The organism is Crossiella sp. SN42, assembly GCF_023897065.1.
Classification (GTDB): domain Bacteria; phylum Actinomycetota; class Actinomycetes; order Mycobacteriales; family Pseudonocardiaceae; genus Crossiella.
On record NZ_JAMHIV010000012.1, the window covers coordinates 1 to 13385 of the forward strand.

At 72.2% G+C, this 13385-nt stretch carries 8 protein-coding genes and 2 pseudogenes; 3 read left to right on the forward strand and 7 right to left on the reverse strand.

The features are described 5' to 3' along the window. A partial coding sequence (locus M8C13_RS15570) for an acyltransferase domain-containing protein (protein WP_252481305.1) occupies nucleotides 1-1075 on the forward strand: 1075 nt, incomplete at its 5' end. Then, nucleotides 1072-2565 carry an FAD-dependent monooxygenase gene (locus tag M8C13_RS15575; RefSeq protein WP_252481306.1) on the forward strand — a complete coding sequence of 498 codons (1494 nt, stop codon included), beginning with the start codon at nucleotides 1072-1074 and terminating at the stop codon, nucleotides 2563-2565. The genes M8C13_RS15570 and M8C13_RS15575, both read left to right, overlap by 4 nt. On the opposite strand, the gene M8C13_RS15580 is transcribed toward M8C13_RS15575, so the two are convergent. From M8C13_RS15580 to M8C13_RS15600, 5 genes are all read right to left on the reverse strand, one after another. Then, nucleotides 2492-3007, reverse strand: coding sequence for a SpvB/TcaC N-terminal domain-containing protein (locus M8C13_RS15580; protein ID WP_252481307.1), 516 nt, complete (start codon nucleotides 3005-3007; stop codon nucleotides 2492-2494). The genes M8C13_RS15575 and M8C13_RS15580 overlap by 74 nt on opposite strands. A 637-nt stretch (nucleotides 3008-3644) precedes the next feature. Further along, nucleotides 3645-4808, reverse strand: coding sequence for a serine hydrolase (locus M8C13_RS15585; protein WP_252481308.1), 1164 nt, complete (start codon nucleotides 4806-4808; stop codon nucleotides 3645-3647). A 60-nt stretch (nucleotides 4809-4868) separates the two neighbouring features. After that, nucleotides 4869-7889 carry a BTAD domain-containing putative transcriptional regulator gene (locus tag M8C13_RS15590; RefSeq protein ID WP_252481309.1) on the reverse strand — a complete coding sequence of 1007 codons (3021 nt, stop codon included), beginning with the start codon at nucleotides 7887-7889 and terminating at the stop codon, nucleotides 4869-4871. A 558-nt stretch (nucleotides 7890-8447) separates the two neighbouring features. Beyond that, the gene (locus M8C13_RS15595; protein ID WP_252481310.1) at nucleotides 8448-8876 is read right to left on the reverse strand and encodes an ankyrin repeat domain-containing protein; all 429 of its coding nucleotides are present in this window, start codon (nucleotides 8874-8876) and stop codon (nucleotides 8448-8450) included. 11 nt (nucleotides 8877-8887) lie between these two features. Continuing rightward, nucleotides 8888-11140 (reverse strand): catalase, encoded by a 2253-nt coding sequence (locus M8C13_RS15600; RefSeq protein ID WP_308202803.1) that lies wholly within the window; start codon nucleotides 11138-11140, stop codon nucleotides 8888-8890. A gap of 748 nt (nucleotides 11141-11888) precedes the next feature. On the opposite strand from M8C13_RS15600, the pseudogene M8C13_RS15605 reads away from it, so the two are divergent. Next, nucleotides 11889-12065 (forward strand): annotated as a pseudogene (locus M8C13_RS15605) (lysine 2,3-aminomutase); the annotation flags it as partial. A 102-nt stretch (nucleotides 12066-12167) separates the two neighbouring features. Here the strand turns inward: M8C13_RS15605 and M8C13_RS45785 are convergent. Then, nucleotides 12168-12233 (reverse strand): annotated as a pseudogene (locus M8C13_RS45785) (50S ribosomal protein bL37); the annotation flags it as partial. Beyond that, the gene (locus M8C13_RS15610; RefSeq protein WP_252481311.1) at nucleotides 12233-13036 is read right to left on the reverse strand and encodes an SDR family NAD(P)-dependent oxidoreductase; all 804 of its coding nucleotides are present in this window, start codon (nucleotides 13034-13036) and stop codon (nucleotides 12233-12235) included. The pseudogene M8C13_RS45785 and the gene M8C13_RS15610, both read right to left, overlap by 1 nt. Between the last annotated feature and the right edge of the window lie 349 nt (nucleotides 13037-13385).

Below are 13385 nucleotides of genomic sequence, written 5' to 3' on the forward strand. Positions count from 1 at the left end.
AGTCCTGCCGCTGCTCACCGCCGGAGTCTCCATCGCGGCCGTCAACACCCCGACCTCGGTGGTCGTCTCCGGCAACGCCGAGGAGGTGGAAGCCCTGCGGGACTGCGGCTTCCGCACCAACCAGCTCACCGTCAGCCACGCCTTCCACTCGGCGCACCTCGATCCCATCCTGGACGAGTTCGCCACCGTCGCCCGGGAACTCACCTACCACGAACCCCGGATCCCGGTCATCACCAACCTCACCGGCGAGATCGCCACCACCCTCACCGACCCCCAGCACTGGGTCCAGCACGTCCGCGGCACGGTCCGCTTCGCCGACGGCCTGGCCACCCTCGCCGACCGGGGTATCACCCACCTGATCGAGGTCGGCCCGCACCCAGCCCTCATCCCCATGGCCCAGGAAGCCCTGGGGGAACGCGCACCGGTGCTGATCGCGCTGGCACAGCGCCGCAAACCCCAGCAACGACGCCTGCTCGCCGGACTGGCCAAGCTGTGGGTCTCCGGCATCCCGGTGCGCTGGCCCGAACTGCTGCCCCCCGGCCAGGCCGAACTGCCCACCTACCCGTTCCGCCGCACCCGGTTCTGGCTGCGGACCAGGCCGCCCCGCACCAAGGACGTGCTGCACGACGCCCTGCACAACGCCGACCTGGACAAGGTTTCCGAGCTGCTGGAGCTCACCGCCCCGGAACAACGCACCGCGCTGGCGGCGCTGCTGCCCGCCTTCGCCGACTGGTACCGCCGCGAGCAACCCCCGCTGCCCGAGGAGACCGAGCCGGACAACCCGCTGGCCGGGCTGCCCGCGGCGGAACGGCTCGGCGCGCTGCTGGAGCTGATCCAGCGGCAGACCGCGGACGTGCTCGGCCACCACAGCACCGGCCTGATCACCCCGGACCGCAGCCTGCTCGAACTCGGCCTGTCCTCCTTCTCCCTGCTGGAGCTGCGCAACCGGCTGGTCACCGCGACCGGCCTGCTGCTGCCGGCCAAGGCCCTGCTGGAACATCCCACCGCCGGTCAGCTCGCCGAGCACATCAACGCGCTGCTGGCCACCGACTCCGCCGAAGGAGCCCACCCGTGACCACGGAGTCCGCACCGGTGATCATCGCGGGCGCCGGCCCGGTCGGGCTGGTGCTCGCCGCGGAACTGCGCCTGGGCGGCGTCGAGGTGCTCGTGCTGGAGGCCGAGCCCGCACCCGCCGGGCAGTCCCGCGCGCCCGGCGTGTACGCCCGCACCATCGAGGTGCTGCGCCAGCGCGGGGTGCTGGACCACCTGCCGGAGAAGCGGTTCGGCCGGTTCAGCCACTTCGCGCTGCTGCCGGTCCCGCTCGACCTGAGCACCCCGGGCAGCGAGGACGCGGTCATGCTGCTGCCCCAGGCCCGCCTGGAACAGGGCCTGGCCGAGTGGGCGATCTCCCTGGGCGCACAGGTGGTGCGCGGGCACCGGGTCGAGGCCGTGGACCAGGACGGCAGCGGGGTCACCGTCACCACCCGGGACACCGCGGGCCGGGTGCGCGACCTGCGGGCGCGGTACCTCATCGGCTGCGACGGCGGCCGCAGCAGCGTGCGCGCGCTGGCCGCTTTCGACTTCCCCGGCACGCCCGCCACCACCGAGGTCCTGCTCGCCGACGTGGCCGGACTGCCCACCGACCTGCCCGTGCTGCGCGGCCGCCCCTTCCCCTACCAGCGCGGCGCGGACGGCTGGCTGGCCATGTCCGTGGTGGCCGTGGCGGAGAACCGCCCGGACGTCATCCGGATCATCGCAGGCGAGTTCGACCGGCCCGCGGCGCGGCGGCCGGAACCGCCGAGCTTCGCCGAGGTCTGCCGAGCGGTCCGGCGGATCTCCGGGATCGACATCTCGGGCGCGGAACCGGTGTGGCTGAGCAGTTTCGGCAACGGCACCCGGCAGGTCACCCAGTACCGGCGCGGCCGGGTGCTGCTGGCCGGGGACGCCGCGCACGTGCACCCGCCCTTCGGCGGCCAGGGCCTGAACCTGGGCATCCAGGACGCGGTGAACCTGGGCTGGAAACTCGCCGCCACCGTGACCGGCACCGCGCCCGCGGACCTGCTGGACAGCTACCACGCCGAGCGGCACCCGGTGGCCGCGCGGGTGCTGCTCAACACCCGCGCCCAGGACGCGCTGATGCGCGGCGGCCCCGAGATCGAGGCCCTGCGCACGGTGGTGGCCGAACTGCTGAGCACCCCCGAAGCCAACCGGCAGATGTCCGACGAGCTCAGCGCGGTCGCCGTGCGCTACCCGATCGGCGAGGGCGAACTCGTCGGCACCCGGCTCCCGCCAGCACCGCTGCGGCTGGCCGACGGCAGCACCGCCGACTCCCTCAGCCTGCTGCGCCAGGCCCGCGGCGTGCTGCTCGACCTTGGCGCCGGACTGGCCGGCACCGCCGCCCGCTGGGCGGACCGGGTCCGGCTGGTCGAGCTGGCCGAGGGCTTCAACGGCCTGTCCACCGTGCTCATCCGTCCCGACGGCCACATCGCCTTCACCGCCCGGCAGGCCGATCCGGACGGCCTGGACCAAGCCCTGCGGCGCTGGTTCGGCACTCCACTGACCTGATCCGCACCACCACACGGTGCACGGCCTCGAAGAGGAAGTCGGCCGCTCCTGCCTGCCGGAGGCCGTAGCGCACGCGCTTGAGGTGCCGCGCGGCACCGTCTGTCTTGTACTCGTACCGCACGAGGTTGCCCCGGTCGTCACGGGTCTCCTCAAGCAGCCAGCTGTACACCCGGGCCGGGGCCGCCGGATCAGCCACCCGGGCGTCCAGGCCGCGCCCGAACACGCTGTTCCCAGCCCCGGAGTCGTAGGCGAGCGTCAACTCGGGTGCCACGCCGGGACGGCCCGCGGTCAGCGCGACCGGCACGGACACCGCCGCCGTCCCAGTGACCGGGTTGGTGGCGAACTTATCGCCCATGCCTCGGATCGCGCCACCGGCCCTGGGCAGCGACAGCGAGGGCTCGTCGCGAGGCGCGCCAGTCGAACCCAGCACGGACCTGGCCACTCGGCCAGGCTGTGCCGCCCGATGGACTTCGACACATGGTTGCCGGTGCTGACCTGGATCCCTGGGCAGTGCTCATCAGCACCGCTGGAAGTCGAGCAGCCCGTCGCCCCGGGAACCAAGCGCGGTGGTTCGGGCTGGCCCTCGTCTACCCGACAAACCGGCCAGAACAGCTCGGCAGCACTCAGCCCCGTTCCAGCCCCGGACCGACGACCCAAGCGCCTTCTCATCGAGGGGGCCGCAGATTCACCTGACCCGACCACCAGAACCGCGAAGCGATCTTGAGCCAGGCTCGTACACTCACCGGGTTGTCCTGCATCGGTGCTGCGGCGAGCGAACTCCTCCGCTCTCTCCGTGCGCCCGGTCGACTCGTGCGATTGCACCAGGTCCGCCCACGCCTTGGCGTGACCAGACTCAGCGGCTCGGATCCACGGTCGGCGTTTCTGACAGCGTTGATCGCAGCCGTCCTCCTAGGACATGGAGCAGCCCGCGCCCACGGTGGCTGGCACGTCACGTTCCCGCTCAAGTCAGCCATGTGGATATAGAGGTCACCACCGGAAGCCGCTGCACAGGCACCAGGTGACGAACCCGGTGGCCACGGCGGCGCCTGCCTGGCAGCACCCGGCAGGCGCCGCCGCGCTCAGCCCTCCAGCCGCAGCCCACCGGCGCCGAACTCGGCCGCCAGCAACCGGTCGAAGATCGGGAACCCGGAGTAGTCGTTGGCCACGTGCGCGGTCACCAGGTGGCTGCCGTCCACAGTCCCCATGGCCAGGGTCATCGTCCCCGTGCTGGCCCCGCTGGACCCCCGCAGCACCACCCCGTTGGCCAGGCGCAGCTCGTACACGCCCAGCCCGTACCGGGTGTCGGCCAGCCAGTGCGCACCCGTCGTCGGCACCGTCGTCCACATGTCCGCGTGCTGCGCCGCAGGTAGCAGGTCCCCGGTGATCACGGCACGCAGGAACGAGGTCACATCGTCCAAAGTGGACACGACATCGCCCGCGCCGAAGGCCCAGGAGTTGCTGCACTCGGTGGTGTCCAGGGGCGGCAGGGCGGGGTCCTCCATCTTGGTCTGCCAGTTGTCCGGGGTCACCTCCTCCGGCTGCACGCCCTCGCGCAGGAAGACCTTGGAGAACAGGCGGGGGTGACGGCCCCGGTAGCCGGTTTCGCAGCGGTCCCTGGCGAAGGTGCCTGCCAGGCCCAGAGGCCGGACCACTGCTCTGTCCACTTCGGACTCGAAGGTGTTACCGGTGACCTGTTCGACGATGGCGGCGGCGAAGTTGAAGCCGCCGTTGGAGTAGAAGAAGCGTTCGCCTGGCCGGCCGACCGGGGGTTCGGACAGGGCAACGCGCAGCACGTCCTGGCGTTCCCAGGCGTCGAAGCGGTGCTTCAGGAAACCGCTGCGGATGTTGACCCGGCGCTGGAACTCCTTGGCCATGCCGGTGGCGAACAGGCCGCTGGTGTTGGCCAGCAGCTGGCGGATGGTGATCTTGGTGGCGTCGTAGGGGCTGTCGTCCATCGAACCGGGCAGCCAGTGCTCGACGGTGTCCTCCAGGGTCAGCCTGCCCTCGGCGGCCAGGGTGAGCACGGTGGCGGCGGTGAAGCCCTTGGCGATGCTGCCCACGTTGAGCTGTTCGCCGGGCACCCGGCGGGCCCCGGTGAGCGGGTCGGCCAAGCCCGCCGAACCGAACCACACGCCGTCGTTGTCCTGGATGCGCACCGCGAGGCTGGGCGCGCCGGCCTCGGTCACCGCCCAGTCCAGGATCTCGCGCACCTTCGGGCGGCCGGGGCTCTGGAAGTCGTTCATGTCACTGCCTTTCGAGCTCGGGTGTCCGGCACACCGTGCTCCGCGGCGATGACAGCGGGCTTATACCGCGCTGACAGGGTCGGCCAGGCGTGTCAGCGCGGACTCCGCGCTCAGCTCCGCGCCGAGCTGAAATGCCTGGTGGTAGGCGGTTTCGCCGAGTCCGGCGGTGAGCTGGGCGATGAGCGAGCGGAGCTCGGGATCGCCGTGGTCGAAGCTGCCGCGCAGGGCCTGGCTCAGGCCCAGGGCGGTGGCCGCGCCGGGGTGGTCGCCCTCCTGGTGCCGCAGCCGGGCCAGCAACTGGGCGGCGGTGGCGGGTTCGCCGTTGGCCACGGCGGCGGCCAGCGCGGCCGGGAACAGGGCGCGGGCGGGGCCGCCCTCGCTCAGCCGGAGCGCGAGCCGGGCGGGCGCCAGCAACCGGTCGGCTTCCGGGAGGCACAGCTGCTCGGCCAGGCCGGCCAGCCGGGCCAGCGCCTGGCGGGAGCGGTCGAACTCCCCCGCGCGGCGGTGCAGTTCGGCGCGGCCGCGCCAGAGTTCCAGCGCGGTGTGCCGCAGGCCGCGGATCTCGGTCAACTGTTCGGCGGTGTCCAGTTCGCGGGCCGCGCCGGGCAGGTCGCCCGCGCGCAGGCGCAGGGTGGCCAGCAGCACCAGGAAAGGCACGTCGTGCTGGGACTCCGCGCCTGCGGCCAGTTCGATCGCCCGGGCCGCGTCCGCGATCGCGGTGGCGTGATCACCGCGCAGGCTGTGCGCCTGTGCACCCAGGGCCAGGGCGACCGCGGTCCACAGCCGGTCGCCGGTGGCGGCGAAGCGCTCCGCCGCGTCCGGTTCGGCGGCCAGCAGGGCCAGCACGGCGGCGGCCCAGGGGTCTGGTTGCGCGCGGCGGTGCAGGGTTTCGGCCAGGTCGGTCAGGCCGAGGCGGTGCGCGACGGGCTGGGTGACGGTGAACAGCAGCGGGTAGCGCTCGTGCGCACCGGTGCGCAGGCAGTCCTCGATCAGCGCCCGCACCAGGGCCGGGTCGGTGCTGGGGCTGTGCGCGCCGATCAGCGCGTCCAGCGCGGCCAGGGCGGCGCGGGTCTCGGCGGGCAGGGCCGCGCCCAGGGTGAGCGCCTCGGCGAGGAAGGACTCGGTGCGGGCGTCGTAGCGGAAGGCGTACCAGTACCAGTGCAGCAGCCCGAACAGCTGGGCCACCGCGGGGGCGTCCCGGCTGTTCAGGGCCGAGCGCAGGGCGAAGACCAGGTTGCCGTACTCGGCGGTGACCAGCGGCAGCGAACCAGCCTGCGCCGCGGTGCGGACCAGGGGTTCGTGCTCGGCGGCCAGTGCGGCGTAGTGGGCGGTGAACCGGGCCCGGATCCGCGCCCGCTCCGCCTCGGTGAGCTCCTCGGCGGCGAAGGCGCGGATGCTCTCCAGCATGCGGTAGCCCGAACCGGTGCGCTCCACCAGCGAGCGGTCCACCAGCGCGTCCAGCAGGTAGGCCGACGCGCCCTCGGCGCAGACCGCCTCCACCGCCTCCGCCCCGGCCGCGGCGGGGAAGAAGGACAGCCGCCGGGCCAGCGCCCGTTCCGCCTCGGTGAGCAGTTCCCAGCTCCACTCGATCACCGCGCGCAGTGTGCGCTGGCGGGGCAGCGCCGCCCGGTTCCCGGTGGCCAGCAGGCGGAAGCGGTCATCCAGCCTGCGTGCGATCTGGCCGATGTCCATCGAGCGCAACCGGGCCGCGGCCAGCTCCAGCGCCAGCGGCAGCCCGTCCAGCTGCCGCACCACCTGCAGCACATCGTCCACAGTGGACTCATCGAGTGCGAAGCCCGGCCGGACCGCGGCCGCTCGGTCCAGGAACAGCCGCACCGCGGGCGATTCGGCCGAGCCCTCCGGCGGCAGGGCCAGCGGGCCGAGGCGGCACAGCGCTTCGCCGATGATCTCCAGCGGTTCCCGGCTGGTGGCCAGCACGGTCAGCCGGGGCCGGGCCTCCAGCAGCGCGCGCACCACCTCGGCGGCCCCGGCGGCCAGGTGTTCACAGTTGTCCAGCACCAGCACGGCGTCCCCGGTGCCGAGCAGTGCGGCCACCCGGGCAAGTGGATCACCTGAGCCGCCGGAGCGGTCGCCTGCGCTGAGCGCGCCCAGGATGGCGGTGGCGATCCCGGCCGGGTGCTCCACCGCGGCCAGCGGCACCAGCCACAGCCGCCCGTCCCGGTGCGCCCGGTGCCGCGCGGCCGCCGCCACCGCCAGACTGGTCTTGCCGACGCCGCCGGGCCCGGTGACGGTCACCAGCCGCGCGGAGTCCAGCAGACCCGCCAGCAGCGCCAGTTCCCCTTCTCTGCCAACGAAAGAGGTCAGCCGCGCGGGCAGCCGTCCCGGGGCGGGGCCGGTGCGGTCCAGCTCGCCGCGCAGCACCGCGAGCTGGACGCCGCGCAGTTCGGCCGAGGGGTCGACGCCCAGGTCCTCGGCCAGCCTGCCGCGGGCCTGCTCGTAGACGGCCAGCGCCTCGGACTGGCGGCCCGCCGCGGCCAGCGCCCGCATCCGCAGCCCGATCAGCCGCTCCCGCAACGGACGCGCGGCGCAGGCCGCCTCCAGATCGGCCAGCAGTTCGCCGGACCGGCCGAGCCGCAGCTCCGCCTCGAACCGGTCCTCGGCCGCCCCGGCGCGCAGTTCGGCCAGCCGCGCCCCAGCGGCCTCGGCGAACACCGCGTCCACATCGGCGAACGCGGTGCCCTGCCAGAGTTCCAGGGCTTCCGCGAGCGTGCCCGCGGCCCGCGCCGGATCCTCGAGCTCCCGCCTGCCCTGGGCGGCCAGCTGCTCGAACCGGTGCGCGTCCACGATGTGGGCGGGCAGCGCCAGCCGGTACCCCGCGGGCAGCGATTCGACCGCACCGGCGGGCAGCGCGCGCCGCAGCCGGTGCACCAAGGCGTGCAAGGTGTTGGGCACCCCGTCCGCGCCCCAGATGTCGGCCAGCAGCACCTCGGCGGGCACCACCCGCCCCGCCGAGAGCGCGAGCCGGGCCAGCAGCGCGCGCAACCGGGCCCCGGCCAGCTCCACCGGGACCCCGTCCGCACCGAAGGCCCGCACCGGACCCAGCACCTCTACCCGCAGCACCCCGCCGACGTTACCTCCCGGCCGCCAGGAGCTGTTCCGGCGCCACCCGCGCCCCGTCCCCGCGCACCAGCCCGGCGACCTCCGCCACACCCAGTACGGCTGATCCGCCTGCTGCGGCACGACAACCAGTGGTGTGGTCGCACCACCAGGAGACCGCGCTGGCCACGCCGGTGACGCGGGGAGGTGGCCGTGCTGCGGGTTGTGCACCGCGCGGCGCGAAGGGCTCGCGTCGCGCTGCCGAGAACGTCACCTGGCCAGTGCAGAGTCGATCCCGGACTTGAGGCCCGGATTCACTGACCCTGCTCCTCGACGGCAGAGACCCCTTCGCCGCGCCGGGTCAGGAACCCCGTCTGTCCTGCCGTCTCTATCGCGATGACCGGGGCAGCCCGGCGGGCGCGCCAGATTCTGGTCGCAGCCCAACCCGTGGGCGAGCAGTGCCGTCGGGCTGTCCTCGCGACCAGTGACAGTGACGTTGTTGCCGTGGCGCGTGTCCATCACCGCATCCGGCCACCTGGACCACGGGGCCGGCGTCCGGTACGCGTGGCCCCTGGACCACGTCTACGCGGTCCGTTCGCCCGTTCCCGCCGTCGCGGCGGAGCGGGCCTCCAACAGCTCCAGCATCTCGGGCAGGTCGAAGTGCCTGGCCACGTCGAGCGCCGACCTCGGCCCGAGCGCGGGATCCGCGCCCGCGTCGAGCAACAGACCGGCGGTGCGCTCGGAACGGCGGAAGACCGCCGCTCCGAGCGCGGTCTGTCCCCGGTCATTGACGCGCCCGGTGTCCGCGCCTCGCTCCAGCAACATCCGGACGGTGTCCGGGTGGTCGCGGTAGCTGGCGAGGATCAGCAGGGAGTCACCCGCGCTGTTGGTGAGGTTCACCGGTATCCCCGCGTCGATCGCCTCCGCCAGCCGGGCCGTCTCCCCAGCCCGTGCCAGGTCGAACATCGAGTTGAGGAACGCGAGTTCCTCGTCGGTGAGCTCGTCGGCCATGACCGGACTCCTCAGGCGATCGTCGCGGGGAAGCGTTCCCACACCCGGTGTGCTCCGAGCAGCACGGTCAACGCCTTGAGCACATCCGCCGGATCGTCGTCGATCACGATGCCCGGCTGGGTGGCGTACCCGGCGGCCTCAACGGCGAGCCGGCCGGAGCCCCACGCACCGATCGCCTTGGCGTGGCGGTAGCACTCCTGGACCATGCGGATGACGCGCGGGTCGATCGTGTCAGCCGGTTCGACGGGGCCTCCCGGCGCGTCCGCTCCGGAGGGTGGGCTGCCCGCGAGCAGCAGGGCGTCGAACTCGACCGACCGCGCGGTGTGCAGGGTGCGCTGGGCGACCAGACCGCTGTCGGCGTCGAGCGGCCCGCCGGTCGGGGCGATCAGCAGGGGCACCATCCCACCTGCCAGCACGGTCTCACGGACGGCCCGCACGCCGTCAAGCTGGGCCGGATCGACCACGATCCCGATGACGCGACCGTCGGTTGGCCACCTCCGCCCGATCTGGGACAGGACCGGACTCGGCTCGACCTTCTTGGGTCGCACGGTGGCGGCCGGCGCCGGCATGCCGAGCCCCCTGGCCACCTCGGCGCACAGCGTCGGGTCGACGTTGGCCAGCACGAGCAGCTCGCGTTCCTTGATGGTCTGCTCATAGCACTTGCCGAGCTCGAAGGTGAAGGCGCGCACCAGGTGCTCCTTCTCGACCGGGGAGAGGCTCAGCCAGAACAGCCTCGGCTGCGTGTAGTGGTCGGCGAAGGAGGTGGGCGACTGCCGGGTCTTCGTCGACCTGGGCAGCGGCTGCGCCACCTCGACGAACGGCCGGTCCTCGGCACCTGCCTCGAACGGGTTGCCGCCATCGAGGGTGTTGGGCCGGTAGGGGGCGACCCCGGCGTGCACCGCGTGCTGGTGGAACCCGTCCCGCAGCATGTCGTTGACCGGAGCGTGCGGGCGGTTGATCGGGATCTGGTTGAAGTTCGGCCCGGACAGCCTGGACAGCTGAGTGTCCAAATAGGAGAACAGCCGGGACTGGAACAGCGGGTCGTCGGTCACGTCGATGCCCGGCACCAGGTTGCCGGGGTGAAACGCGACCTGCTCGGTCTCGGCGAAGAAGTTGGTCGTGTTGCGGTTGAGTGTGAGGATGCCGACCGGCTGCACCGGCGCGAGCTCCTCCGGCACGATCTTGGTCGGGTCCAGCAGGTCGATGCTCTCGAACGTCTGCTTTGGCGTGTCGGGCATGATCTGCAGGCCGAGTTCCCACTGCGGGTACGCGCCGGACTCGATGGCGTCGGCGAGGTCGCGGCGGTGGAAGTCGGGGTCGACGCCGCTGAGCATCTGTGCCTCCTCCCAGACCAGGGAGTGCACGCCGAGCTTCGGCTTCCAGTGAAACTTCGCGAGCGCCGTTTCGCCGGCGGCGTTGACGAGGCGGAACGTGTGGACGCCGAAGCCCTCCATCATGCGGTAGGAACGGGGGATCCCGCGGTCGGACATGTTCCACATGACGTGGTGGGTGGCCTCGGTGTGCGTGGAGACGAAGTCCCAGAACGTGTCGTGCGCGCTCTGTGCCTGCGGGATCTCCCGGTCCGGATGCGGCTTGGCCGCGTGGATGATGTCCGGGAACTTGATGCCGTCCTGGATGAAGAACACCGGGATGTTGTTACCGACCAGGTCGAAGTTGCCTTCCTCGGTGTAGAACTTCGTCGAGAACCCGCGCGTGTCGCGGACGGTGTCCGCCGATCCTCGCGAGCCCAGGACGGTGGAGAACCGCACGAACACCTGCGTTTGGACGCCGTCACCCAGGAAGCCGGCTTTGCAGACGTTCGCGGCAGTGCCGTAGCCCACGAACACGCCATGCGCTCCGTAGCCACGGGCGTGCACGACACGCTCCGGAATGCGCTCGTGGTCGAAGTGCGTGATCTTCTCGCGCAGGTGGTGGTCCTGCAGCAACGTCGGGCCGCGCTCGCCTGCCTTGAGCGAGTGGTCGGTGTCGTACACCCTCGCGCCGGCCGACGTCGTGAGGAACTCGCCCTGCTGCCCGTTGGCGATCTTCGGGGCGCCGGTGGGCGCCCCCGTCGGGGACACCGTCTCGGGACTGGTCTGATCCGCCTTCGGCGGCAACGGCCCGCGCGGGGCGGTCGGCTCCTCGAGCGACGGGGGTGCGCTGCTGGGGGCGCCGGGGATCGGCGAACTCCCCAGTTCGACGACCTTCTCCACCGCCTTCTTCAGCGCTGCTTTCACGAGCTTGCCTGGCTTGTGCGCAGCCACTGCTTCCTCCTCGGTGCGGGAACGTCATCAAGGCGATACCCGTGCTTTCACCGTCTAAGCGCCGTTGAACTGATTGGGTTAGGCGTAGACGAGGTCCTGCACAGCCCTCATCGATCGGCCGTACCGCGCACCGCCCACTCCTGCCCTGGCCAGTGCGGCGCGGGCCGGGCGCACACAGGCACTGGCTCCGTTGGCCCGCCGATTCACCTCGCCCTCGCAGCACGTGCGGCCGCCCAGTGCCGTGGCCGCGGCGACCGTGCTGGACTGCGCGCGGGCAGCCGACCGGCTCACCTCCTCGGCAGCGCTAAACGACGAGGTGGGCACGCCCTGCCGGGCGCGCTGTGTCGTGAGCTGGCGGCGGTGCTACACGCCGACGATGGCTCCGCGCCCGAGGCTGGTGTCGCACTGCGGGCCGCGGTGACCGGGTACCAGGCCCTCGGCGAGCATTGGGACATCCGCCGGGCACAGAGCTCGACCATGCCAGCGGGCCTCCGCGTCGAGCTGGCGGTGACCAGCAAGTACCCCATCGAGCGGGTGCTGACCGGTTCGGAACGGGGAAGTGGCGCGGCACGCCCCCCAACGACCAGGCCGCCTCCGTCCTGTCATCCCCTCGCGTGCGGCGGCGGACAGTCCTGCACCATCCGCTGTGCCACAGAGGTGATGTCCCCCTTTGAGGAGGGTGATACCAGGTACTTTGGAGGTACTCGCCATACTGAATCCAGTCGTGCCCGACCTCGTCCCGCTGAACATGTGCGACATGATCCCGAACGCGGAGCACTGGCGGGTGGCGGTGTGGGAGGCGCAGGAGCTCCAGCACGCGATCATGGGGTATCTGCCGGGGTACGCGACGCCGCGGATCGTGTGCGATGTGCCGTATGTCGGGAAGCGGTGGGTGCACCAGGTCTCGGAGTACGACCGGGAGCGCGCTGGCACGACTCCCGCGCCGGAACGAGAAAAGGCGCGGTTCCACCGGCCCCAGTCCGGTGGAACCGCGCCGCGCCCTCGGCTGCCAGCAGCCCTGACAGCCGGGTCGCTTCCCGTGGTTGGCCTTCTTCTTGCGGCGGGCGGCTTTCTTCCTGGCGCGTTTGGACATCAGGCGGCCATCCCGGTCAGTTGTGCGCTCACCTTCCACAACCGCTGTGCCGCGCGCCGGTCCTCGACCACGGGGGCGGGCTTGGCCGGGACCCGGCCCTCGTAGTAGCCGCCGTCGAGCACCGCGGTGCGCGGCTGGGCGAGGTGGGCCACTGGTTCGGCGCCGTCGGCCGCGGGCCTGCCGCGGTAGCTGTAGTGCTTGAGCAGCGGGGTGTTGATGATGCCGGGGTGCACGCTCACCGCCGGGCGCCCGGCGTCGGCCAAGGCCGTGGTGAACACCGTCAGGGCGAGTTTGGACTGGGCGTAGACCGCGCCCCGGGTGTAACGCTTGGCACGGCTGAGATCGGACCAGTTGAGGTTTCCGCCGCGGTGCAGCGACGAGGACAGGTTCACCACCCGGCCCCGTGGCGCCGCGGCCAGCAGCGGCTCCAGCGAGCGGGTGAGCAGGTAGGCGGCCAGGTAGTTCACCTGGAAGGTCACCTCATTCCCGTCCTCGGTGAGCAGCCGGTGTTGCGGGCCTGCGATGGCCGCGTTGTTGACCAGCACATCGAGCCTCGGGTGCCGCTCGGCTATCTCGGCGGCGAGCGCGGTGACCGCGCTCAGCCGGGTGAAGTCGGCGACGGCCTGGTGCAGGCGCAGGGGTTCGGCCCCCGCCTTCACCAGCCGCTCGACCGCGTCCTCGGCCAGTTCGGCGGAGCGGGCGTGCAGGATGACGGTGGCACCGGCGGTCAGCAGGCGACGCACGGTCTCAAAGCCGATTCCGTCGCTGCCACCGGTCACCAGAACGATCGGTGAATCAGACATCAACCATCCACAAAGGACAGAGGGAGCGCACGAAGGCGCACTGGGACAGGGAAAGGCGCGGGGCTTCCGCGAGAAGGTGTCAGGTGCCGACCGGCGCGCAGGCGTGCTAGGCCGCGCTGCCGGCCGGCTGGGGATTCGGCGGCTGGTCGTCATGCCGCACGCCCTGCACGCGCGGAACCACGAGGCCGTATCCCATGTGTTGAGGTAATCCTGTGCGGTACGGATGCGCAAGAACGCCGGCGCCGAACTTACGTGGCCTTAGCGCGACATCTCGGCGGCCGGTGCGTCGCGGCGGGCGCCGGCAGGCAGGCCGGGTCGCTGCGGTGTCGCCCCCAGGGGCTGGCCGACG

What these genes read in the sequence shown, in the direction of transcription:
- M8C13_RS15585 (WP_252481308.1), bottom strand. Translation starts at nt 4,808, where the DNA reads ATGAACGACTTCCAGAGCCCCGGCCGCCCGAAGGTGCGCGAGATCCTG.
- M8C13_RS15595 (WP_252481310.1), bottom strand. Translation starts at nt 8,876, where the DNA reads ATGGCCGACGAGCTCACCGACGAGGAACTCGCGTTCCTCAACTCGATG.
- M8C13_RS15610 (WP_252481311.1), bottom strand. Translation starts at nt 13,036, where the DNA reads ATGTCTGATTCACCGATCGTTCTGGTGACCGGTGGCAGCGACGGAATC.